Genomic DNA, 21,940 nt, shown 5'->3' on the forward strand with positions numbered 1-21,940 from the left:
CTGTCCCCAGCTTGTCCCCCGAAACCGCCGTCGATTTCGAATACCGATGTTCACCCAGGCGCCGCGACGCGCTATCGAGGGGTAACAACGGTGAGGAAGCCCATGACGTCGCGGTCCATGTTCTCCGCCTTAACGGTCGCCTTCGCGCTCGGGGCGTTCGCCGCGCCTAGCGTCGCCCAGGTTCCCGCCAACCTCACGGCCGCCCTGGCCGATCCCGCCCGGCCGGCGACCGACACCGCGCGGGACGCGGCCCGTCATCCGGGCGAGATCCTGGCCCTGGCCAATATCAAGCCCGGCGGCAAGGTCGTCGACCTGATCATCGGCGGCGGCTATTTAACGCGCATCCTGTCGCCGGCCGTCGGCCCGACCGGCGCGGTCTATGCCTACCAACCGGCCGAGTTCATCAAGTTCAAGGCGCAGTACGGTGAAGACCTGAAGACGGTCGCCGCCGCCTACAAGAACGTCACCCCGCTGGACGCCAGCTTCGGCGCGCTGGACCTGCCCGACGGCCTGGACGCGGTGATCACCGTCCAGAACTATCACGACCTGCACCTCAAGGCGTTCCCGACCGACACCGCCGCCAAGGTTGACGCCGAGGTGTTCAAGTCGCTGAAGCCGGGCGGGGTGTTCCTGATCGTCGACCACGCCGCCGCCGCCGGCTCGGGCCTAGCCGCGCCCGACACCCTGCATCGCATCGACATCGCCGCCGTCAAGGCCGAGGTCGAGGCCGCCGGCTTCAAGCTGGCCGCCGAGAGTCCGCTGCTGCGTAATCCGGCCGACCCGCACACCGCCAGCGTCTTCGACCCGGCCATTCGGGGCAAGACCGACCAGTTCATCCTCAAGTTCGTAAAGCCATAGGAGGGGAGGGGGAAGGGACGCGCACGCCACCGGAAGACCTTGCTGAAAAGGCGAGGCGTCGCGCGGGCGTGTGCGTCCCCGGTTCGTCTTCACACGTACGTCCTGACTAGACCTGCGCCAACTCCGGGAGGCGCAGGGTGAAGGTCGCCCCCTCGCCAGGCACGCTCGCGCAGGTCACGCCGCCGCCGTGCCGGGTGGCGGCGGCCTGGACGAAGGCCAGGCCCAGGCCGGCGCCGTCGACAGCCGCCGCGCCCGGCCGGTCGAAACGCTGGAAGGGGCGGAAGGCCAGCAGCGCTTCCTGACGCGTCAGGCCCGGTCCCTGGTCGGCGATGCTCAGCTCGACATAGGTGCGGCCGCCGTCCAGCACCGTGGCGCCGCGCACGACGATCACCGAGCCGTCGGGGCTGTATTTCACCGCGTTGCCGATCAGGTTGACCAGGGCGCGGGCCAGCACGCCGCGATCGCCCAGGGCCATCATCGGCGCGTCGCAGCCCTCCTGGCGGATCTCGATGTGGCGCTGGCGGCACTGGGGCCACAGCTCGTCGATCGCCTCGACCGCCACGTCGCACAGATCGACCGGCTCCATGGTCGTCTGGGTCACCTCGGCCCGGGCCAGCTGCACGAAACCGTCGGCCAGGGCCAGGGTGCGGCGAGCGCAGGCGGCCAGGCGCTCGGCGACGTCGGCCGGCAGGTCCGGCGTGGTGGTCAGCAGGGCCAGGATCGAGGTCTGCGGCGAGCGCATGTCGTGGGTCAGCAGCTGCAGGGCCTGCTCGCGCTGGCGCATGGCGGCGGTCAGGGGCGTGATGTCGGCCAGGCGCACGATCCAGCCGGCGCTCTCGCCGGCCTCGTCGCGGCGGAACACGGTCTGGATCTGGAAGGCGCGGCCGTCGGCCAGGTGCAGGTCGATCGGATGGTCGCCGTCGCTCTCGGCCGGCCAGTTGGGCGAAAAGGTGCGGCCCAGGGGCTCCAGGGCGTTGAGGGCGTCGGCCAGGCCGCCGCCTTCCAGCACCCAGGGGCGCTGCGCCAGCAAGGCCTGGGCGGCGGCGTTGGCGGCGATCACCTGTCGCGCGGCGTCGGCCACCAGGGTGGCGTCGGGCAGGCTGAACAGGGCGTCGGCCGCGAACCGCCGCAGGTCGTCGATCCGGGTGATGGCCGCGCCCAGGCTGAGGGCCTGGCGGGTGACGACGTCGCTCTCGAACTCCGACCCGGCCTCGGCGGCGCCCGCCGGGTCCACCGCGCGCAGGCGGTTCAGCTCGTGGCCCAGCAGGTCGTTGACCCGTCCCAGGCGCCCCCAGCCCCAGACCAGCGAGACCAGCGCCATGCCCAGGATCGCCGCCACCGGCGACAGCCACAGGTGTCCGCGGGAGAACAGGGCCGCGCTGGCGCCCAGGGCCACGGCCAGCAGCACCGCCAGCAGCAGCAGGTTGGCGCGCGGCGGCAGCACCAGCAGGCCCGCCAGCAGCAGCCACAGCAGGCTGAGGGCGAAGATCAGCCGCAGGGCCAGTCCGGCCGGCTTGATCATCATGCCGCCACGCAGGCCGTCCAGGACGCTGGCCTGCAGCTGCACGCCGGTCATGCTGGCCGCGTCGGGGGTGACCGGGGTCGGGAAGGCGGGGCCCAGGCCCGGGGCGGTCAGGCCGACGAACACCGTGTGGCCGGCGATCATCTCGGCCGGAACCTCGCCGGCCAGCACGCTGGAGAAGGCCACGTGGCGATAGCGGTCGGGCGGCCCGGCGAACGGGACCAGCAGGGTCTGGGCGTCGCCGCGGGTGGCGTCCGGGGCGTCGAACGCCTTGGTGGCGCGATGGACCACGGTTATCAGGTCGGGCGCGAGGTCGGGTCCATTGGCTTCGAACGGGGCCATGCGGCGCACCGCCCCGTCAGGATCGAACCGCACATGCACCAAGCCGACGCCCGCCGCGCCCTGGGCGATCGCGGGCAGGGGCGCGACCAGGGTCGGCGGCGCGCCGTCTTGCGAGGCAGGCTCCAGGAACTGCGGCAGATACACCTTGCCCGAACGGGCGACGGCCGCCGCCAGCGCCGCGTCGGCGACGAGGTCCTGGGAGGGCTGGCTGAACAGCACGTCGTAGACGATGGCCCTGGCGCCGGCCTGGCTGAGCCGGTCGATCATCTCGGCGTGCCGCGCCCGCGACCAGGGCCAGGCGCCCAGTTCGCGCAGGCTGCGCTCGTCGACGCTGACAATCAGGATCGACGGGTCGACCGGGCGCTCGGAGGCGCGCACCAGCCGGTCATAGAGGATGTCGTCCAGCCGCGTGGTCAGCGGGCTGGCGGTCAGGCCGGCCAGGGCCAGGCCGGTCAGGATGGCCACGACCAGCCAGCTGATCAGCCGGCGGCGGGGCGAACGCGGCGGCGAGGGCCGCAGCCGCCGGGGGAAGGGCAGGCGAACGGAACGCAGAGACGCGGGCAAGCCCTAGTGTCCGATCTGCAGCGACTGCAGCGGCCCAACCTTTTCCGTGATCGCGCCGTTCTTGAAGCGCGAGGCGGCGACCCGCCAGCTGTAGGCGCCGGGCGGCAGGTCGGTGAGGGTCAGTTGGGGTTCGGACAGGCCCGGCTGGTCGACGATCGGGTTCGTGGCCTCGGTTCCCGAAAACAGCTGGAAGCGGAAGGTGCGCACGCCGTCGCCGGCCGCGCTCCAGCGGAACAGGAAGTTCCGGTGCTTGCCGTTCTGTTCGGCGGCCGGCGATGCGCCGGGCTCCAGCACGTCCAGGTCGCGGTCGAAGCTGTAGTCGGCGGGCAGGCCTTCCAGGCCGCCGGCGTCCAGGGCGGTCAGGCGGATGAAGTAGGTGCCGTTGTCCACGGCGCCGAACTCGGCGGCGGGCTGGCTTTGCGTCGCCTCGGCGAACAGGTCGACGAAGCCGGCGTCGCGCGACAGCTGAAGCCGGTAGGCGGTGGCTCCGGGCACGGGCTGGACGGTGAAATGGACGGTCTTGTCGCCCTGGTTCTGGCCGCCGTCGCCCAGCTTGGGCGGGGGCAGCAGGGCGACGGGCAGGCTGACGCCGGCGGGGCTGGCGGTGACGCCGAAGCCGGCGGGAACGGGCGCCCCGGTGGGCTGGATCTCGCCCAGGCCTACGCCGACGCCGCCCTTGATGACCTCGGTCTGGGCCTTGTCCGCGCTGGCGCCGACCCGGAACTCGGTGCCGCGTACGGCCGAGATCGACACCGGCGTGCGCACCTCGAAGCGGCCGTTCGGATTGGGGTTGGGCGTGGCCTGGATCGTCGAGCGACCCTGCTCCAGCTTGAACACCCGCTGCGGGGCGTTGGTCATCACCACGCTGCGCAGGCGCTCGACCCGCACGGCGGTGTTGGAGGGCAGGGTGACGCGCGAAGCGTCCTCCATCTCGAACGTCGCGAAGGCGCCGGGGCCGGTGATGATCCGCTGGCCTTCCTGGATGGTCATGCCTGCGCGGGCCGGGGCGCGCTGGCCATTGGTCTCGACCTCGACCTGGCCGCTGAAGGCGCTGAGCCGGGCGTCGATGGGCGTGGTCTTCAGCAGGTTGGGGTCGATGATCAGGGTCTTGCCGGTCGGCAGGCTCGTGGGCCGGCTGATCTGGTTGGCGGTCTGCACCCGGCGGTAGTCGCCCGGCTTGCGCAGATAGCTGCGGCCCAGGCCGATCAGGGTGTCGCCGCGCTGGACCACGTAGTTGACGGGCGGATCGCCGGGCGCCGGCTTGGACGCGGGCGGCTTGGCCTTTGCCGGAGGCGCAGCCACGACCGGCGTCGACGCCAGCGCCAGGGCGGCGGCGATCGCGAAAAGCGAAGGACGAAGGATCATTCTGCGGCTCCAGACTCGGAGTCGACCTCCGGCTCGCAAACCTCGAGCCGATAGCCGAACCCGTAGACGGTGGTCAGTCTAAAGCCATTCGCGGGGCGAAGGTGAAGCTTAGATCGCAGGCGCGAGACGTGAGCGTCCAGCGTGCGGGTCTCCAGGTCCGGCCGTTGACCCCAGACCCGGCGCAGCAGGTATTCGCGCGACAGAGGCCGGGCCAGGTTGTTGAACAGCAGCGCGGCCAGCTGGAATTCCTTGGGCGTCAGGGTTTCGAGGTTGTCGCCCCAGGTCACGGACTGGGCGCCGGGGTCCAGGCGGTAGGGGCCGTGCTGCTCGACGTGCGGCGCGGCGGCTGGGCGATAGGCGCGGCGGGCCAGGGCGTTGACGCGGGCGATCAGCACCGGCGGCTGCAGCGGCTTGACGATGTAGTCGTCGGCCCCGGCGTTGAGGCCTTCGACCAGGTCCGCCTCGATCGAGCGACTGGTCAGCAGCAGCACGGGCGGGGCGGGGCTCAGCAATTCGCCGACGCGCCGCAGGGTCTCGATGCCGCTGAGCTCGGGCATGTTCCAGTCGAGGATCAGCAGGTCGAAGGTCTGGCGGCGCAACTCGGCCAGCAGCCGCTCGGGGCGGGTAAAGCTGGTGCAGTCATAGCCCGCCGGCCCCAGAAGGGCGGCGACCAGCGCGTTGTGGCTGTCGTCGTCGTCGAGCAGGGCGACTTTCATGCGTTCACTTGCAACCAGAATGACTCGCGCGCTCCGCTTGGTGGGAAGCGGAGCGCGCGGCGGCGGGACGCTGTCCGGGGGGAAGGATCAATGCGGCCGTTCGCGTCAGCAGCGTATCGCGCCACGGCTCCCTCCGCTCCGGTTGTCCGGCCGAATTTACAATGGTTTACAGTCTAGTTCGAGGGCCCTTACCCCCCGAAGGAACGCCCGCCGCCGCCGAAGCCGCCGCGGGAGATCACCGAGCTGCGGCTCTGGACGCGGGTGGGGGCGTGCATCTCGGGCGCGTTGAAGCTGTCGGTGCGCACGCGGGTGCGGCCGGTGACGTAGTCGCGCGACAGCGGATAGCCCGAGCCGCCGTAATAGGTCCCGCCACGATCGCGATACATCGGCGCGCCGTAGTAGCCGCCGCCCATGTTGTTCAGCGCCTGGCCGACGATGAAGCCGGTCAGCAGCGGGGTGAAGAAGCTGCCGCCGTTGTTGTCGTTGCGCGGCACGCATTGCGAGACGCCGTAGCGCTCCTCGCAGCTCTGCTGGTCGCCGAACTTGGGCGCGTTGGCGGCGCTGTCCTTCTGGGCCTGGTCGTAGGCCGTTTGGCACTGCTGGGCGGTCATGTCGCCGGAGGTCTTGCAGTCGTCCAGCGAGGCGTAGGTCTTGGCGTCGACCTCGCGCGAGGCGGCCGGGGGATCGCCCCACTGGGTGGCCGTGCCGGGATCGTCGCAGGCGCTGACCGACAGCGCCGTGCCGGCCATCAGGCTGGTCAGGGCCAGGCCACTGGAACGAAGGCGGCGGCGGGGAGTGTGATCGGTCATGTCGCGTCTCAAGCCGTCATGCAGGCGGCGTTGAGCACGCCGACCGCCAGGGAAATGCTCAGCAGATAGACGCCGGCGGCGATCTCGCCCTTCTCGATCCGGGCGGTGACGTCCTTCATCACCACCACGCGCACCAGGGTGAAGGCGGCGATCTGTAGCACGCCGGCCAGGGCCGCCCAGGCGCAGAATTCCAGCAGGGTGACGGTGTTGGAAAGCGCCGAGGCCAGGGGCAACACATAGCCGACCAGGGCCCCGCCCAGGGCCAGGGCCGCGGCGACATTGCCCTCGCGGATCAGCTTGCCCTCGTTGTAGGGCGTCACCCACTGGTAGACGATCTTGAAGATCACCGTGAACAGGCCGGCGGCGACGAAGGCCACCACGAAGGCCAGGGCGCTGGCGCCAAATCCGTGCAGGTCCATTGGTGTTCCCCCTCTTGGGCCTAGGCCCGGAATTCGCCGACGCTCAAGGACACGCCGATCATGATCTCGAACGACACCTCGCGCTGGCGCGTGTCCTCGTTCTCGTTCTCCTGCTGGATGGCTAGCAGAAGCTCGAGGCCGTCGCCCGGCAAATCGCGGGAGAACAGCATGCAGGTCTGGAAGATCCGCCGGTCCGGTATGCCATCGCGGTCGTCGTGCACGTCTTCCCAGAAGGTCACGGGGTCCTGGCTCTCGGCCTCGTCGCCGAACCAGTCGCGCCGGTATTCCGGTAAGCCCGGTCCGGTGAAGGTCCGCGCCCGCAGGCGCTTGGTCCAGGCCTCGTTATCGGCCGGCCCGCCCGGATAGGCGCTGGCCCAGGGGATGAAGATCGTGACCCCGGTCACGCGCTGACCTTCGCGGTCGTCGGAGGTGGCCTGAAACATGACGTCTTCGTCGGTGTAGAACCGATGGACGAACCCGCCGTCGCGCAGTTCGACCAGGCCCTGGGCGGTGATCTCCAGCGTGTCGGTGTCGAGCGTGAATTTCAGGTCGTCGCCCAAGCGGCGCCAGGCGAGCGTATCAAGCCAGACGGTGCGGCCTAGGGTGACGTTGCGGATCGCCGGCAGGGCCGAGACGGGAGCGTTGTCCTTGCGGCCGAAGAGCTTGCTGAACATGAACGACCCGGCTTGCGAAACTCGCGTCACATGTACGACGTCGAACGATCCCACAAAAGGGGCCCCTCAAAAAGTGAGCGGGGGATTACCAACTTGTCATGCGCCTACGTAAGGTCGCGCTCTCGACGACTGGTGTTCGCCCGCCCATCTAGTATGAACAGCCACAACCCTGGCTCGCCGAAGGAGATGACGCCCGATGACGACCCCCGCCTGGACTGTTCGCTCGCTGAAGACCGCCCTGGGCGATGGTTTCAGCGACGCCATGACGGCCCGCGTGGTCGAGGGCGCCGACCCGATCCTGCTGGTGACCATGCACGATCACGGCGATCTGGAAATCTTCGTCAGCGTCAGCGACCAGCAGATCGCCGCCTCGGTGCTGCTGTGGCCGGTTGACGAGCAGGCCGACCGCCACGCCTTCAACGAGTTCCTGCTCAAGGCCCAAAAGCTTGTGCCGCTGTCGAACTTCGGCATCAGCGCCGTGAACGGCCGCGACTATTACGAGCTGTTCGGCGAACTGGCGACGACCTCGTCGCTGGACGATATCCTGATCGAACTTCGGGCCTTGGCCGAGAACGCCATCGAGGCCGCGTCCGACCTGCGCTCGTCCTTCACCCCCGCCGCCTAAATCACGACCCTCGGAGACCTCCAATGTCCATCTGGAACAAGCTGTTCACCCTGGGTCGCGCCGGCGCGCACGAAGCCACAGCCGCCGTCGTCGACGCCAACGCCCTGCGTATCCTCGACCAGGAAATCCGCGACGCCGACGCCGCTCAAGGCAAGGCCCGTGACGATCTGGCCACGCTGGTCGCCCGCCGCCGCATCCTGGAAAAGGAAATCGCAAGCTTCCGCGACCAGGTCACGAAATACGAGGGCTCGGCCCGCGCCGCCGTCACCAAGGGCGACATGGACCTGGCTCGCCAGGTGGCCCAACGCATCGCCGACCTCGAGCAGGACATCGCCCTGAAGGATCCGCAGGTCGCCGACATGCGCGCCGCCGAGGATCAACTGCATCAGGCCATCACCGCCACCGACCGCCGCGTCGAGACCCTGCGTCGCGAGGTCGAGGTGGTGAAGGTCAACGAGAGCGTCCAGAAGGCCCAGGCCGCCGTCACCGCGCGCGGCGCGGGCGCCGGCGCGGCGCTGGGCTCGGCCGCCGACAGCCTGGCCCGCATCAAGGAACGCCAGGCGATCCGCGGCGAGAAGATCAAGGCCGCCGGCGAACTGGAAGACCGCCGCACGGGCGCCGATCTGGACGAGAAGCTGCGCCTGGCCGGCATCCTGCCGGGGCAATCCAGCGCCGACGACGTCCTGGCCCGCCTGAGCGCGCCCGCGCCGCTGCAGATCGAGCAGAAGGACGGCAAGACCGAGTAGGGCTTCGCCGCTCCTATCTCCGTTTCCCCGGCGAAGGCCGGGGCCCAGGTCGTAGGGCCGGGTGTCTCGGGAAAATCCTAGAAGCCACGGCTGAATCTGGGTCCCGGCCTTCGCCGGGGAAACGGATTCAGGGGATGACAACGCTATGCGCCGCCTCAAGCTGACGCCGCGACCCGACTGGCAGGCCAAGGCCGACGCCGTCGGGTTCGTCTATCACCACACCGAAGGCCAGGCCTATTGGGATGAAAGCGTGGCCTACGCCTTCACCCTGGACCAGGTGGAGCAGGACCTGGAGCCGGCCGCGGCCGAGCTCCACGACCTGTGCCTGGACCTGGTCGACGAGGTGGTCGGCAGCCAGGAGCTGATGGAGAAGCTGGCGATCCCGGCGGAGCATCGCGACTTCGTGGCCGCGTCCTGGCGCGCCAAGTCGCCGTCGCTCTATGGCCGCTTCGACTTCGGCTATGACGGCAAGACCAAGCCCAAGCTCTACGAATACAACGCCGACACGCCGACCAGCGTCTTCGAGGCCGCCACCTTCCAGTGGCTGTGGCTGGAGGAGATGATCGCCAACGGCACGTTCCCCGCCAACGCCGACCAATTCAACAGCCTGTTCGAGGCGTTGCGCGACCGATTCAAGGTCCTGTTCCCGACCGGCGGCTTCGTCCACTTCGCCAGCGACGAGGACGCGGTCGAGGATCGCCAGACCGTGCGGTTCCTGGAGGACCTGGCCCTGCAGGCCGGGCTCGAACCCAAGTTCGTGGCCATGGATCACATCGGCCTGAACCAGGAGGGCCAGTTCGTCGACCTGGAGGGCTTCGTCCTGCAGGCGGCGTTCAAGCTCTATCCGTGGGAGTTCATGCTGCGCGAGCCCTACGCCGCGAACCTGGCGACCGCCGGGGTGCGCTGGATCGAGCCAGCGTGGAAGGCGATCCTGTCCAACAAGGGCATCCTGCCACTGCTGTGGGAACGCCACCCTGGTCACCCCAACCTGCTGGAGGCCTATTTCGAGGGCGATCCGGCGGCGAGCGCCCTGGGCGGGCGGTTCGTGAGGAAGCCGCTGTTTTCGCGCGAGGGCGCCAATGTCGAGATCGTCGGAGGGGATGAACCCGTGCTCGATCAGGGCTATGGCGAGGAGGGCGCGATCGTCCAGGCCTACCACCCGCCGCCCGAGTTCGACGGCAAGCGCCCGGTGGTCGGCGCCTGGATCGTCGGCGCCGAGCCGGCCGGCATCGGCATCCGCGAGGACGACAGCGTGGTGACCAAGAACCTGGCCCGGTTCGTGCCGCACGTGATCGAGGGCTAGAACGCCTTCACGCAGGTGACACCCGCGCGGGTGTTCATGTCATCGCCCAGAGGCCCCACGTCGCCGGTGAGCCGGGCGCGGCAGCCCTTCTCGGGCCGGCGCGACAGGAAGGGCTCGGGATTCTTGGCGTAGCGGCCGGACAGATCCAGGTTCAGGCGTGGATTGGCCGGCGCGACCTTGGCCCACCGTTGCGCCTCGCAGTCCTCGCGTTCCTTGAGCGTAAGTTGGGACGATTGACAGCCTCGCAGGCCGCGAAGGGGCGGCGAGCTTTGCATGGCGGGTTGCGCATCGCCTTGCGTGGCGACGTCGCCGCCGTCGGGCGATGAAGGCGATACGGGCAAGATCGGAAGTCGGGGTTCGATCCGGGACGGGGCGTCGCGGTCGTTCGAAGGCGCGCGCGCGGCCGCATGAGGATGGGCTCGATCGGGCCGTGTCGGCGAAACGAGCGAAACCTGGAGGGACTGCGGCTCGTCGCCGGCCGGCATCGGGACGACGTGGCGCAGCAGGATCATGAACAGGATCGCGTGCAGGACCGCCGATACGAACAGCGCCGCCGGCAGCCAGGCACCGCCTTTTGACTTGCGCCGCTTCGACACGCCCACGCCCCCAAAGAACGTGCGTATCCCGCTTCAGCTTGTGGACCGAAGTGTGACTGCGGCATGGCCAAGTTTGGCGCCTACCGGTGCTCCGCGCCCAGCTGGCGCAGGAAGCTGCGATAGTCGGTGCGCACGAACTCCTCGATCAGCCGGCCCTGGTCGTCGAACCGGAAGATGTTGATCAGGTCCCAGGTGACGCGCGCGCCGTTGGGCGGCAGCGGTCCGGCGGGCGACATCGTGAAGGTGTTGACGAATGTGCCCTCGATCCAGGTCTGGCAGGCCGCGGTGTGGCCCTCCACGACGATGATCCCGCGCCGGATCGTGCGGTCGTCGAACGCCGCCCGGATCGCGGCGAAATAGGCGTTGAGGCCCTCGTAGTCGGACTCGAAGCCGTCAGGGCCGTGGAAGCGGAAGGTTTCCGTATCGAAGTAGCTGGCGATTTCCTCCGGCGGCGCGCCGGCCACCTCGGCTTCGCCCGCCTTCACCAGGCGTTCGACGAGATCATCGCGTGAGAGTTTGGAGATCATGGCGCGAGGCTCCGGTGGCGATGCGCGATTCAGCGCGCCGGGGCGTCGCGAGTTGCACGATACGACCGGGGACATGCCCTTGCCCGTAACGCCGGTTTGCCTCACAGGTTGAACACATGAGTCAGCCGGTCACGATCGAACTGGGCGAGGGCGGCGCGCATGACGCCCGGGCGCTGCGCCATGCCTTCGGATGTTTCACCACCGGGGTGACGGTGATCACCACGGTCTGCGACGACGGCCGCAAGGTCGGCCTTACCGCCAACTCCTTCACCTCGGTGTCGCTGGATCCGCCCCTGGCCCTGGTCTGCGTCGACCTCAATTCGCGCAGCCTGCCGACCCTGGACGAGGCCGGGCGGTTCACGGTCAACGTGCTGCACGCCGACCAGCAGCCCATGGCCAGCCAGTTCGTGCAGAAGGACGGCGACCGGTTCGCGGGCATCGAAACCGAGACCTGGAGCACGGGCGTGCCGATCCTACCCGACTGCATGGCCAATTTCGAATGCGTCACCCACCAGGTCTTCGACGCCGGCGACCACCGGGTCTATGTCGGGCGGGTGGTCAAGCTGCGCTACGATCCTGACCACGAGCCGCTGGTCTATCTGCAGGGCCGCTTTCGCCGGGTGCACGTCGAGGAATAGGCAGGAGACGAGGGCGATGCGAAAACGAGTTCGAGCCTTTACCGCCGCCTTCCTGATGGGACTTGCCCTGACCTCCACCGCTTTCGCCCAGTCCCTCGACGCCGCCGAAATGGCGGCGGTCGGCCAGTACGGCGACCGCGCCGCGCCCTTGACGGTGTTCGAGCGCGACGGCGTTCTGCGCGTCGACGGGCGGGGTCTGAAGGACGCGGCCCTGACCCCGCTGGGACGCAGCCGCTACCGCATTGGGGGCGGCGGCGAGCTGGTGCTGGAGCCGGTCGCCCTGCGGCTGGACGGAACGCGGCTGCCGCGACACGACTTCGGGGCCGAGGTCGAGGCGGCGGTTCGCGCGGCGGTGCGCGCCGATCCGGCGGCCCTTCGCGCCCGGGCCTTGGCCGCCACGCCGCCGGTCGAGACCGCCCAACATCGGCCGGCCGACCTGGTGGATCTGTCGACCCTGGATCCCACGATCCGCCTCGACATCCGCTACGCCGGCTCGGACAACTTCATGGGCCTGCCGCTCTACGAGCGGGCGGCCGCCTATCTGCAGCGTCCGGCCGCGCAGGCCCTGGCGCGGGCCGCCAAGACGCTGGAGGCGCAGGGCTATGGCCTGCTGATCCACGACGCCTACCGGCCCTGGTTCGTCACCTGGATGTTCTGGGAGGCCACCCCGCCCGAGGATCACATGTTCGTCGCCGACCCCGCCCAGGGCTCGCGCCACAACCGCGGCTGCGCCGTGGACCTGACCCTCTATGATCTGAAGACCGGCCGGCCCGTCGAGATGCCCAGCCGCTATGACGAGATGTCAGGCCGCTCCTACGCCGACTTCATCGGCGGCACGACCAAGCAGAGGGCGCTGCGGGCGGTGCTGCGCCAGGCCATGGTCGCCCAGGGTTTCGAGGTCTATCCCGAGGAATGGTGGCACTTCGACTATGGCGACTGGCGCCGCTACGGCATCGGGACGCAGACGTTCAGCCAGCTGGCCGAGGTGAAATAAGCCCCGTCAGTTTGAGGGCGTCGGTGGTCGCCGCGCCGAACTGGGTGTTGTCGAAAATCCACCAGGTCGGGGCCGCCTGGATCTCGCTGGCGACCTGTTCGACCATGGGCGTCAGTCGGCCGTCGTCATAGGACGTCGCGTACATCGCCGGGGAACCATGCAGGCGGCGATAAGTAAGACCGCTCCAGCCGCCGGGCTCGGCGGCGGCCGGAACCACGGCGGGATCGGCGCCGACTCGCGCGATCTCGAAGCTTCGCAGCAGGGCCTCGGCCGACGCGTCGAACCAGGTCGGGTGACGCGGCTCCAACACCGTCGGGGCCGCCGTCGCCTTACGCCAGTCGATCAGGAAGCGTTCCACGATCCCGACGTCGAATCTCAGGCTTGGCGGCAGCTGGATCAGCAAGGGACCGAGCTTGTCGCCCAACCCGCCGCACTCGTCCAGGAACCGAGCTTGCAGGTCGCCGGCTTCGGCCAGCCGCCGCTCATGGGTGATCGCCCTGGGGACTTTCACCGCGAACCGGAAATCCGCCGGCGTGGTGTCCGCCCAGCGCTCGTAGGTCTTGCGCTGATGGGGGCGATAGAAGGACGAGTTGATCTCGACGCAATTGAACACCGCCGCGTAGCGTTCGAGGCCCGTGCCTTCGGCGGGGAAGCCGTCGAGGGAACGGGGGAAGCTCCAGCCGGCCGTGCCGATGCGGATGTCGTTGGGCATGCGATTGGAGCGTGCGGAGGCGGTGGAGGTTCACGGAAAACCCTTTCCTCTGGGAGAGGGCGCTACGACCGTGGCCGCCAGGCCAGGATGTCGGCGCTCCGCTCGACGCCGACCCTCGGGCACGTCCCCTTCAGCGCACACGCTCCGCACCTCGGCGCGTGGTGCGAACACAGCAGCTGCCCCAGCCCCTTCATCAGCCAGTGCAGCTCATACAGGTCCTCGGCGGTCCAGCTGTCGGGGACCATGTCCATCAGCGCCCGATAAGCGTGAGCGGTGTCGTAGCTGGCCGGGATCAAACCCAGACGGCCGGCGACGCGGTGGACGTGGGTGTCGACCACCAGGGCCCGCATGTTCAGGGGGCTGAAGTTCAGCACGGAGGCGGCGACCTTGACGCCCACGCCGGGCAGGCCTTGCAGCCACCATCGGGCGCTGTCCAGCTCCAGCTCGGCCAGGTGGTCCAGCGACAGCGTCCAGCCGCTGCGCACCTGGATCAGCCGCAGGGCGTGGGGCAGGTGGCGGGCCTTGTCCTCGGGATAGGTGACGTCCTTGATCAGCTCCTGGACCTCGGCGTCGGGCGCTTCGGCCAGCTCTTCCCAGGTGGCGAAGCGCTCCTTCAGGCGGTGGTAGACGGCCCACGAGGTCGCGTCCTTGGTCCGGCCGCTGATCGACGACTTGACCAGTTGCGACACCGGATCCAGCCGCTTGGTCGGCCGCTGCGGGCCGAAGGTCTTGAGCAGCCCGTCGCGCATGGCTTCCAGCGGCGAGGTCGACAGGTCGAGGGACAGCTGCATGGCGATTCTCGCTGTGAACGTAACGAGAACATAGTGAACATGGAACGGCTTGTCGAGTTATCCCCAGCTTGTTCCCAGAGAGGCTAGCGGCGACCCCACAGTGCGGTGACCCGCCGGCGCAGGCGCTGCAGGGCCACGCGCACCGGCGTCGGGGCCGGGGCGGGAGCTGGACGCTCCTCGGCGGGCAGTTCGACCTTGGCGAAGCGGGCGATCAGGTCGCGCAACTCCGGCTCCTGCACCGCCAGCGCCGCCTCGACCGGCGACATCCATTGCAGGGTGCGCTGGCCCTTCTCGGGCCAGGTGGCGTGCTCGCCGGTCACCTGCAGCGGATAGACGTCGACCGTCACCGGCCGCGCGGCGCCGCTCTTCAGGCGCTTCAGATAGGGATAGTCGCCGATCGGCTTGTCGACGATGCGACCGTCGAGCCCGGCTTCCTCATAGGCTTCCTGGGCGGCGGCCTGATGGTCGGGCTTGCCCTTCATCTGCCAGCCCTTGGGGATCACCCAGCGGCGGGTTTCGCGCGACGAGACCAGCAGAATCTCGAGTTCGGTGGAACCGGCGGCCGCGCGCCAGGGCAGGGCGGCCACCTGACGTCGCCGCTGTCCCGATTTGCCCGCCTGCTTGCCGCCCGCCGTGTCGCTCACGTCATCCAGAACCCGAGATAGTAGAACGCCGCCGCGACCAGGCCGGCCGCGGGCAGGGTGACGATCCAGGCGGTCACGATGCTCTTGGCCACGCCCCAACGGACGGCCGAAACCCGACGCGAAGCGCCGACGCCGACAATAGCGCCCGTGATCGTGTGAGTCGTCGAGACCGGAACGCCAATATGGGTCGCCAGGAACAAAGTAATCGCGCCGCCGGTCTCCGCGCAGAAACCCTGCATGGGAGTCAGGCGGGTAATCTTGCTGCCCATGGTGTGCACAATGCGCCAACCGCCGAAGAGGGTGCCGAGCGCCATGGCGGTCTGGCACGACAGAACCACCCACAGCGGGATCGTGCCCGGGGCGTGGGTGGCGCCGTGGGCGAACAGCAGGGCGGCGATGATGCCCATGGTCTTCTGGGCGTCGTTTCCGCCGTGACCCAGCGAGTACATCGCCGCCGAGACGAACTGCAGCTTACGGAACACCCGATCGGCGAAGAACGGCGAGCTCTTCACGAAGGTCCAGCTGACGATCAGCACCAGCACCAGGGCCAGGACGAAGCCCATCAGCGGCGAGACCACGATGCCGGCCGCGGTTTTGCCCAGGCCCGCCCATTGCACCGCGCCGAAGCTGCCGACCCGCGCCACCGAGGCGCCGACCAGGCCGCCGATCAGGGCGTGCGAGCTGGAGGAGGGGATGCCGGCCCACCAAGTGATCAGGTTCCAGCTGATCGCCCCCATCAGGGCCGCGAAGATCAGCCGGTCGCTGATGATGTGCGGGTCGATGATCCCGGCCCCGACCATCTTGGCCACGCTGGTGCCGAAGAAGATGAAGGCGATGAAATTGAAGAACGCCGCCCACAGCACCGCCCACTTGGCAGACAGCACCCGCGTCGAGACGATGGTGGCGATCGAGTTGGCGGCGTCGTGCAGGCCGTTCAGGAAGTCGAAGCCCAGGGCGACGACGACCAGCACCACCAGGATGATGAAGGTGGGGTCCACTAGACCTGCTCGACCACGATGCCGCTGATGCGATTAGCGACGTCCTCGAAGCGGTCGACCACCTTTTCCAGGTGGCTGTAGATGTCGACGCCGACGATGAAGGCCATCGGATCGCCATCGCGGCTGGCCAGGAACAGCGCCTTGCGGCCCTGGTCGTACATCTGGTCGGCCTGGTCCTCGATCTGGGTGACGCGGACGGCCAGTTCGGTCAGGCGCTGGGCGTTCTTGCGCATGTCGGGCAGCAGGGCCACGGCCTCGACCGTCAGCTCGGCGGCCTGGACGATGATGGCGGCCATCTCGCGCATCTGCGGTTCGAAGGTCTTGACCTCGAACAGGCTGACGACCTTGGCGGTCTTGCGCATCTGGTCGATGGCGTCGTCCAGCGAGGTGGTCAGGTCCTGGATGTCGCTGCGGTCGAACGGCGTGATGAAGCTGCGGCGGATCTGGCCCATCACCTGGCGGGTGATCTCGTCGGCCTCTTCCTCATGCTGGTAGACGCGGCCGCTGGCGGCTTCGACGCCGGCGCCGCCCTCCATCAGGTCGCGCAGGGCCTTGGCGCCCAGCACCAGGGTGGCGGCGTGCTGCGCGAACAGGTCGTAGAAGCGGTCTTCCTTGGGCATGACGGCCCGGAACAAGCCCAGCATGGTCGCTTCATCCTCTGTTCGAAGCGTGAAAAGTCTCGCGGACGATCTTGGTACTGAACAAACGCCCGGCGCGGCGGACCGGAACCACGGAAGCCGGCCGCGTTCAAGTCCTGGCGTGACGGTTTTGTGACAATTGAGTCGGCGATCACGGGGCTGAATGGCCGGGGCGAGGCAGGCTTCGCCGGGGCGCGGCATAGCGTCCCAGCGGCCAAGTTTAGGGTCGGTTCACCACGTCCGGCGGGGCGGCCTTAACCTTATTGGGCCAGGGTGGTCTTCGAACGGGGACCATCGCGTCATGGCGCAGCACGTCGAAACCTTGGTGATCGGGGCCGGGCCGGCCGGCCTGACCGCCGCCTATGTCCTGGCCAAGGCGGGGCGCGAGGTCGCCGTGCTGGAAATGGACCCCACCGAGGTCGGCGGCTCCAGCCGCACGATCGACCATCACGGCTTCCGGATCGACCTGAACGGCGGGGCCTCCTACGCCTCGGCTTCGCCCCGGGTGCTGGACCTGTGGTCGGAACTGCTGCCCGACGGCTTCGTCGAGCAGCCGCGCACGGCCCGGATCTATCACCGCGAGCGCTTCTACGCCTATCCGCTGAAGAACATCGAAGCCCTGGCCCATCTGGGGCTGCGCGGCGCGGCGGCCGCCCTGGCCTCGTTCGGCCTGGCCAAGATCCGCCCGATCAAGACGCCCCGGACGTTCGGCGACGAGATCCGCAACCGGGTCGGCGCCCGGCTGTCGGCGATGCTTTTCCTGCCCTTCGCCGAGAAGGTGTCGGGCCTGATCCGGGATCAGATGCCGGCCGGCCGCGCGGGCGCCGCCAAGCCGACCGCCAGCCTGCGCTATCCGCGCCAGGGAGCCGGTTCGGTGTGGCGGGCCTGCGCCGACAAGATCGCGACCCTGGGCGGTGAAGTCGTCCTGGGCCGGCGCGTGGAGACCCTGAAGTTCGACACCGCCGCCAAGCTGTGGACGGTGACGATCTTGCGCGAGGACGGCGCCCACGAGGTTCGCACCGCCGATCATGTGGTCTCGACCGCGCCGCTGCGCGAGCTGATGAGCATGCTGCGGCCCACGCCGATCAGCCTGTTCCACGCTGGCGAGCTGATGTACCGCGACCAGATCACGGTCGCTCTGGTGGGCCGCACGCGCAAGCCGCTGCGCGAGACCGTGATCGACGTCCACGACACCGACCTGCAGGTCGGCCGCGTTCAGAACTACCGCGCCTGGTCGCCGGCCATGGCGCCGGAGGGCGAGGCGGCCAGTTGCCTGGGTCTCGACTATTTCTGCTTCGAGGGCGACGGCCTGTGGACCGCCAGCGACGCCGACCTAGTGGCCCTGGCCTGGCGTGAAGCGGCGGTGATGGGCCTGATGGACCCGACCGCGATCAGCGACGCCCGCGTGGTGCGCCAACGCAAGGTGCTGCCGATCGAGGACGAGGACTGCGCCGAGCATCGGGCGATGATCCGCCTGGACCTGAAGATGCAGTTTCCCAGCCTGCACCTGGCGGGTCGCAACGGCCTGCACCGCAACGGCGAGCGCGGTCACGCCACGCTCAGCGGCCTGCTGACCGCCGAGAACATCCTGGCGGGCGAAACCGCCCACGACGTGTGGAACGTCTCGACCGTTCAGGTGACCCGCAAGGCCGCCTAGACGGCGAGGCGGTCGCGTCGCGCGGCATCGGCCGAAGGGCTGGCGGCGCGCATCGCGGCCGGCTCTCGCAGCGACCGCGCGGACCAGCACAGCAGGTGCGTGAAGGCGTCGGCCAGGCCGATCACCGCGATCACGGTCACCAGGCCCGACGTCAGCAGAATGGCGATCATCGACATCACGGTCTTCCCATCGACAGGGATTTGTCGGACTTTTCGGCTTAACCGTCGAATCGGGCGATCGGTTCCCACGAGACGTCTCGACGGACCCAAAGAGCGAGCGCGTTTCGCCCTCAATGCTTGACAACGTTGTCACCGTTGAGGTGGATGGCGCGTCCCGCAACGTCGGACAGGGAGTGAAACAACATGGCAGTTACGGAGGCGTCGCGGACGCCGAGCTCTGGGGCTACGCCCAAGGCGGGAGGCGGCGGCCTGGGTCTGGCCGTGGTCTACGTCACGACGCTCTTCTTCATCTGGGCGCTGGTCACCAACCTGCTCGACCCGTTGCTGAAGACCATGAAGACGGTCTTCACCCTGACCCCGGTCGAGGCCAGCCTGACGGGTTTCGCGTTCTTCATCGCCTATGGCGTCATGTCGATGCCGTCGGCGGCCTTCCTGTCCAAGATCGGCTACGCCAAGTCGGTGATGGTGGGGCTGGGCGGCATCGTCGCCGGCTGCTTCATCGCCATCGCCGCGGCCAAGCTGCACACGTTCGGCGTCTTTCTGGTGGGCCTGTTCGTGATGGCCTCGGGCGTCACCCTGCTGCAAGTAGCCGCCAATCCGCTGATCGCTTCGATGGGCAAGCCGGAGGGTGCGTCCTTCCGCCTGAACCTGTCGCAAGCGTTCAACTCGCTGGGCGCGGCCTGCGGCCTGTGGTTCGGCGCGAACTTCCTGCTCAAGGGCGACATCTTCAAGCATGACGTGGTGATCACCGACGCCCTGCGCGAACAGGCCCTGGGCTTCGTGTCCAACGTCTATCTGGCGATTGGCGTGGGCCTGGCCCTGTTCATCGTGGCGATCTTCCTGGTCCGCCACAAGATCACCGCGGCCGCGCCCAAGACCGGCCATCTGGTCAGTCCGTTCTCGGCTCTGGGCTCGAAGTGGGCCAACCTCGGAGCGCTCGGCATCTTCCTCTATGTCGGCGCCGAGGTGGCGATCTCGCTGAACCTGCTGCTGTTCATCGAGCAGAGCCACGTGCTGAACATCCCGGCCGAGCAGGCCGGCAAGCTGACGACCTTCTACATGGTCTTCGCCATGATCGGCCGCTTCGCCGGTTCGGCGCTGCTGAAGACGGTCAAGGACTACCTGCTGCTGACCCTGGTGGCCCTGGGCGCGATCGCGCTTTGCGTGGTGGTGATCCTGACCAAGGACATGACCCCGACCGCTCACACGGGCACGCTGAACCTGCTGCTGGCCAACGTGCCGCTGACCAGCGGTCTGATCCCGGCCTTCGCGGCCCTGCTGATCGGCCTGTTCAACTCGATCATGTTCCCGACGATCTTCACCCTGACCCTGCAGCGGTCCTCGGCGCCGACCTCGGCGACCTCGGGGCTGCTGTGCATGGCCATCGTGGGCGGCGCATTCCTGCCGTTGATCTTCGCCAAGATCGAGGAGATGACCGGCTCGAAGTCGCTGGCCTTCGTCGCGCCCCTGGTCTGCTACCTGTACGTCCTGTGGTTCTCGTTCGCGGCGCGCGGCGCCCAGGTCCACGAGATCCAGGAAGACGTGGTCGCGGCGCACTAGGCCACGATACAGTCAGATCGAAGGAGCCCGGGCGTTTCGCGCCCGGGCTTTTTCGTGTGAGGCCGCCTCTTGTTGAGAACGGTTATCGAATACTGTTTGTCGAGAAGTCGACCTACCAGCAATACTTGTCCATTTCTGCGACCACACGGGAACGCCCCCTGATGCGAAGTGTTTGTGATCCGCCGACTTCGGCATCCAAACATTCAGGGAGAGGCATTATGGCGACCCCCGCCAAGAACTCATCGACCAAGACCAAGGCCGCCAAGACCGCCAAGCCCCGCCGCACGCGCCGCACCGGCCGCCGCGACCCGCTGGCCATCACGCTGCTCAAGAAGGATCACCGCGAGGTCGAGGGCTGGTTCGACGAATACGAACAGCTGGAAAGCGACGCCGAGAAGCTGGCCCTGTTCAACAAGATCGCCCTGGCCCTCAAGGTGCACACCCAGATCGAGGAAGAGATCCTCTATCCGGAGGAGCGCGGCGAGGTCGAGGACGACATGCTGGACGAGGCCTATGTCGAGCATGACGGCGCCAAGAAGCTGATCGCCGAGATCGAGACGATGAAGCCGAGCGACGAATATTACGACGCCAAGGTCAAGGTGCTGGGCGAGTACATCAAGCACCACGTCAAGGAAGAAGAGCAGCCGGGCGGCATCTTCGCTCAAGCCAAGAAGGGCGACGAGGATCTCGACGCCATGGGCGAGCGCATGAAGGCTCGCAAGGAAGAACTGATGGCCGAACTGGGCGGAAAACAGCCGAACTGACGCTACGGGGAGGGCCACTGGCCTTCCCCTACCATCGGAGTGCTCATGGCCGAGGCGCTTGATCCGATCCTGCCATCGGACATCGATGATCTGACGCGGGCGGTCCTGGAGGCCGCCTGCGCGCGTGAGCTGACCCTGGCGACGGCGGAAAGCTGCACCGGGGGTCTGCTGGCGTCGCTGCTCACCGATATGCCGGGATGCTCGCACGCGTTCGAGCGCGGCTTCGTGGTCTACACCGACGCGGCCAAGAGCGACCTGCTGGGCGTGTCGCCGGCGCTGCTGGAGAATGGCGGCGCGGTCTCGCAGCCTGTCGCGATCGCCATGGCCGAGGGCGCGATCCAGCGATCGGACGCCGACGTGGCGGTCTCGATCACGGGCTGGGCCGAGGATGTCGGCGATCCGGAGAGGCCCGCGGGCCTGGTCCATTTCGCCTGCGCTCGGCGCGGCGGCTATACTCATCATCGCCAAGCCCGGTTCGGCGACATCGGTCGCGGGCCGTTGCGGATCGAGTGCCTGAGCGTGGCGCTGAAGATGCTGCAGCAAGCCGTGGAGCTTTAGGGCCGGCGGGATTTCGGGCATGAAAAAGCGCCTCCGGCTGGGCCGAAGGCGCTGTTTCTGGTCTTGAAGACCCGAGCGTTAGAGCGCTCGGCGGCCGGTAAAGGCGTGATAGATCGCCAGAACGACGACCGCACCGATCACGGCGACCAGCAGGCTGTAGAGGTTCAGGCCGGTCACGCCAGCCGAACCGAACTGATTGAACAGGAACCCGCCGACCACGGCGCCGACGATCCCGAGCACCAGGTCCACCACCAGGCTGCCGCCGCTACGGCTGACCAGCTTGCTGGCGATGAAACCGGCCACGAGGCCGAGCACGATCCACGCAAGAATAGACATGTACGCCTCCTTGGCATCAAAAGGCGTGCAAGCCGCGCGCCGATGCCAAATAAAGGCGGATACAAAGACTTTCGTTCCGACACGCCTACGTGTTCAGGCGTGAAAACGACGCAAAGACTTTTGGACCGTTCGCGCGTTGCTTCCGATCGCCGTCAGCGAGGCTTGCCGATGCGAGCCTGGACGGCCTCGACCAGCTTCTGCGCGGGGGCGCGGCCCAGCACGATGAAGGCGCCGGAGCCGATGATGGCGCCGATGAGGAAGGACAGGCTCATGGGAATCCCTGGGTACTGAAGGCTGCGACCGACCCTGTTGTAGAGCGGGCGCTGGGGCGTTGACCATGTGACACGCCGACGCCGGGCGCCGTCTTGCGCGATCCGAGCGATCCAGATGCACTAAGTCCGCGTC

Annotated in this window: 25 protein-coding genes; 10 read left to right on the plus strand and 15 right to left on the minus strand. The window is 68.3% G+C overall.

What is annotated here, in order from left to right; translation table 11 throughout:
* Positions 1 to 102 precede the first annotated feature (102 nt).
* Positions 103 to 858: a class I SAM-dependent methyltransferase gene (locus G3M62_RS07015; RefSeq protein ID WP_165185789.1), complete on the plus strand. Its 756-nt coding sequence runs from the start codon at positions 103 to 105 to the stop codon at positions 856 to 858.
* Positions 859 to 964: 106 nt separating this feature from the next.
* Here G3M62_RS07015 and G3M62_RS07020 read toward each other — a convergent pair whose 3' ends face one another.
* The 6 genes from G3M62_RS07020 to G3M62_RS07045 all read right to left on the minus strand — a co-directional run bounded on the left by G3M62_RS07020 (position 965) and on the right by G3M62_RS07045 (position 7,269).
* Entirely contained in the window at positions 965 to 3,286 is a 2,322-nt protein-coding gene (locus G3M62_RS07020) for a CHASE2 domain-containing protein (RefSeq protein ID WP_246263508.1), read from the minus strand.
* Between the two features lie 3 nt (positions 3,287 to 3,289).
* Positions 3,290 to 4,651, minus strand: coding sequence for a FecR family protein (locus G3M62_RS07025; RefSeq protein ID WP_165185790.1), 1,362 nt, complete (start codon positions 4,649 to 4,651; stop codon positions 3,290 to 3,292).
* Positions 4,648 to 5,367 carry a response regulator transcription factor gene (locus tag G3M62_RS07030; protein ID WP_165185792.1) on the minus strand — a complete coding sequence of 240 codons (720 nt, stop codon included), beginning with the start codon at positions 5,365 to 5,367 and terminating at the stop codon, positions 4,648 to 4,650. Before G3M62_RS07030 ends, G3M62_RS07025 begins: the two co-directional genes overlap by 4 nt.
* Before the next feature lie 188 nt (positions 5,368 to 5,555).
* Entirely contained in the window at positions 5,556 to 6,176 is a 621-nt protein-coding gene (locus tag G3M62_RS07035) for a DUF1190 domain-containing protein (protein WP_165185794.1), read from the minus strand.
* Positions 6,177 to 6,184: 8 nt separating this feature from the next.
* Positions 6,185 to 6,595, minus strand: coding sequence for a DUF350 domain-containing protein (locus G3M62_RS07040; RefSeq protein WP_165185795.1), 411 nt, complete (start codon positions 6,593 to 6,595; stop codon positions 6,185 to 6,187).
* 20 nt (positions 6,596 to 6,615) lie between these two features.
* Entirely contained in the window at positions 6,616 to 7,269 is a 654-nt protein-coding gene (locus G3M62_RS07045) for a DUF2491 family protein (protein ID WP_165185797.1), read from the minus strand.
* 196 nt (positions 7,270 to 7,465) lie between these two features.
* On the opposite strand from G3M62_RS07045, the gene G3M62_RS07050 reads away from it, so the two are divergent.
* The 3 genes from G3M62_RS07050 to G3M62_RS07060 all read left to right on the plus strand — a co-directional run bounded on the left by G3M62_RS07050 (position 7,466) and on the right by G3M62_RS07060 (position 9,943).
* Positions 7,466 to 7,894, plus strand: coding sequence for a YjfI family protein (locus tag G3M62_RS07050; RefSeq protein WP_165185799.1), 429 nt, complete (start codon positions 7,466 to 7,468; stop codon positions 7,892 to 7,894).
* A gap of 23 nt (positions 7,895 to 7,917) precedes the next feature.
* Positions 7,918 to 8,640: a PspA/IM30 family protein gene (locus tag G3M62_RS07055; protein ID WP_165185800.1), complete on the plus strand. Its 723-nt coding sequence runs from the start codon at positions 7,918 to 7,920 to the stop codon at positions 8,638 to 8,640.
* A gap of 145 nt (positions 8,641 to 8,785) precedes the next feature.
* The gene (locus G3M62_RS07060; protein WP_165185802.1) at positions 8,786 to 9,943 is read left to right on the plus strand and encodes a glutathionylspermidine synthase family protein; all 1,158 of its coding nucleotides are present in this window, start codon (positions 8,786 to 8,788) and stop codon (positions 9,941 to 9,943) included.
* On the opposite strand, the gene G3M62_RS07065 is transcribed toward G3M62_RS07060, so the two are convergent.
* Both G3M62_RS07065 and G3M62_RS07070 read right to left on the minus strand, forming a co-directional pair.
* Positions 9,940 to 10,539, minus strand: a complete 600-nt coding sequence (locus G3M62_RS07065; RefSeq protein ID WP_165185804.1) for a hypothetical protein — start codon at positions 10,537 to 10,539, stop codon at positions 9,940 to 9,942. The genes G3M62_RS07060 and G3M62_RS07065 overlap by 4 nt on opposite strands.
* An 80-nt stretch (positions 10,540 to 10,619) precedes the next feature.
* Positions 10,620 to 11,066 carry an ester cyclase gene (locus G3M62_RS07070; RefSeq protein WP_165185805.1) on the minus strand — a complete coding sequence of 149 codons (447 nt, stop codon included), beginning with the start codon at positions 11,064 to 11,066 and terminating at the stop codon, positions 10,620 to 10,622.
* Between the two features lie 116 nt (positions 11,067 to 11,182).
* On the opposite strand from G3M62_RS07070, the gene G3M62_RS07075 reads away from it, so the two are divergent.
* Entirely contained in the window at positions 11,183 to 11,704 is a 522-nt protein-coding gene (locus G3M62_RS07075) for a flavin reductase family protein (RefSeq protein ID WP_165185807.1), read from the plus strand.
* Between the two features lie 16 nt (positions 11,705 to 11,720).
* A complete protein-coding gene (locus G3M62_RS07080; RefSeq protein WP_165185808.1) occupies positions 11,721 to 12,698 on the plus strand; it encodes a M15 family metallopeptidase in 978 nt (325 codons plus the stop codon).
* On the opposite strand, the gene G3M62_RS07085 is transcribed toward G3M62_RS07080, so the two are convergent.
* The 5 genes from G3M62_RS07085 to G3M62_RS07105 all read right to left on the minus strand — a co-directional run bounded on the left by G3M62_RS07085 (position 12,673) and on the right by G3M62_RS07105 (position 16,487).
* A complete protein-coding gene (locus tag G3M62_RS07085) occupies positions 12,673 to 13,410 on the minus strand; it encodes a DUF72 domain-containing protein (protein WP_165185810.1) in 738 nt (245 codons plus the stop codon). The genes G3M62_RS07080 and G3M62_RS07085 overlap by 26 nt on opposite strands.
* A 62-nt stretch (positions 13,411 to 13,472) precedes the next feature.
* The gene (locus G3M62_RS07090; RefSeq protein WP_165185812.1) at positions 13,473 to 14,201 is read right to left on the minus strand and encodes an endonuclease III domain-containing protein; all 729 of its coding nucleotides are present in this window, start codon (positions 14,199 to 14,201) and stop codon (positions 13,473 to 13,475) included.
* 83 nt (positions 14,202 to 14,284) lie between these two features.
* Positions 14,285 to 14,845 carry an NUDIX hydrolase gene (locus tag G3M62_RS07095; protein ID WP_165185813.1) on the minus strand — a complete coding sequence of 187 codons (561 nt, stop codon included), beginning with the start codon at positions 14,843 to 14,845 and terminating at the stop codon, positions 14,285 to 14,287.
* On the minus strand, positions 14,842 to 15,843 hold the full coding sequence (locus G3M62_RS07100; RefSeq protein ID WP_165185815.1) for an inorganic phosphate transporter: 1,002 nt from the start codon (positions 15,841 to 15,843) through the stop codon (positions 14,842 to 14,844). The genes G3M62_RS07095 and G3M62_RS07100 overlap by 4 nt, the downstream gene beginning before the upstream one ends.
* Positions 15,843 to 16,487, minus strand: a complete 645-nt coding sequence (locus tag G3M62_RS07105) for a DUF47 domain-containing protein (protein WP_165185816.1) — start codon at positions 16,485 to 16,487, stop codon at positions 15,843 to 15,845. The genes G3M62_RS07100 and G3M62_RS07105 overlap by 1 nt, the downstream gene beginning before the upstream one ends.
* Positions 16,488 to 16,782: 295 nt before the next feature.
* Between G3M62_RS07105 and G3M62_RS07110 the strand changes: the two genes are divergently transcribed.
* On the plus strand, positions 16,783 to 18,138 hold the full coding sequence (locus G3M62_RS07110) for an FAD-dependent oxidoreductase (protein WP_165185818.1): 1,356 nt from the start codon (positions 16,783 to 16,785) through the stop codon (positions 18,136 to 18,138).
* Here the strand turns inward: G3M62_RS07110 and G3M62_RS07115 are convergent.
* Complete coding sequence (locus G3M62_RS07115) at positions 18,135 to 18,314, minus strand: hypothetical protein (RefSeq protein WP_165185820.1); 180 nt, start codon at positions 18,312 to 18,314, stop codon at positions 18,135 to 18,137. The two genes, G3M62_RS07110 and G3M62_RS07115, sit on opposite strands and share 4 nt — an antisense overlap.
* 186 nt (positions 18,315 to 18,500) lie before the next feature.
* On the opposite strand from G3M62_RS07115, the gene G3M62_RS07120 reads away from it, so the two are divergent.
* The 3 genes from G3M62_RS07120 to G3M62_RS07130 all read left to right on the plus strand — a co-directional run bounded on the left by G3M62_RS07120 (position 18,501) and on the right by G3M62_RS07130 (position 21,199).
* On the plus strand, positions 18,501 to 19,877 hold the full coding sequence (locus tag G3M62_RS07120; protein ID WP_165185821.1) for a sugar MFS transporter: 1,377 nt from the start codon (positions 18,501 to 18,503) through the stop codon (positions 19,875 to 19,877).
* Positions 19,878 to 20,095: 218 nt separating this feature from the next.
* Positions 20,096 to 20,641, plus strand: coding sequence for a hemerythrin domain-containing protein (locus G3M62_RS07125; RefSeq protein WP_165185823.1), 546 nt, complete (start codon positions 20,096 to 20,098; stop codon positions 20,639 to 20,641).
* Positions 20,642 to 20,686: 45 nt separating this feature from the next.
* Complete coding sequence (locus G3M62_RS07130) at positions 20,687 to 21,199, plus strand: CinA family protein (RefSeq protein ID WP_165185824.1); 513 nt, start codon at positions 20,687 to 20,689, stop codon at positions 21,197 to 21,199.
* A gap of 78 nt (positions 21,200 to 21,277) precedes the next feature.
* Here the strand turns inward: G3M62_RS07130 and G3M62_RS07135 are convergent, their stop codons facing one another.
* Entirely contained in the window at positions 21,278 to 21,535 is a 258-nt protein-coding gene (locus G3M62_RS07135; protein ID WP_035081411.1) for a GlsB/YeaQ/YmgE family stress response membrane protein, read from the minus strand.
* Positions 21,536 to 21,940: the final 405 nt, after the last annotated feature.

The organism is Caulobacter soli, from assembly GCF_011045195.1.
GTDB classification, from domain to species: domain Bacteria; phylum Pseudomonadota; class Alphaproteobacteria; order Caulobacterales; family Caulobacteraceae; genus Caulobacter; species Caulobacter soli.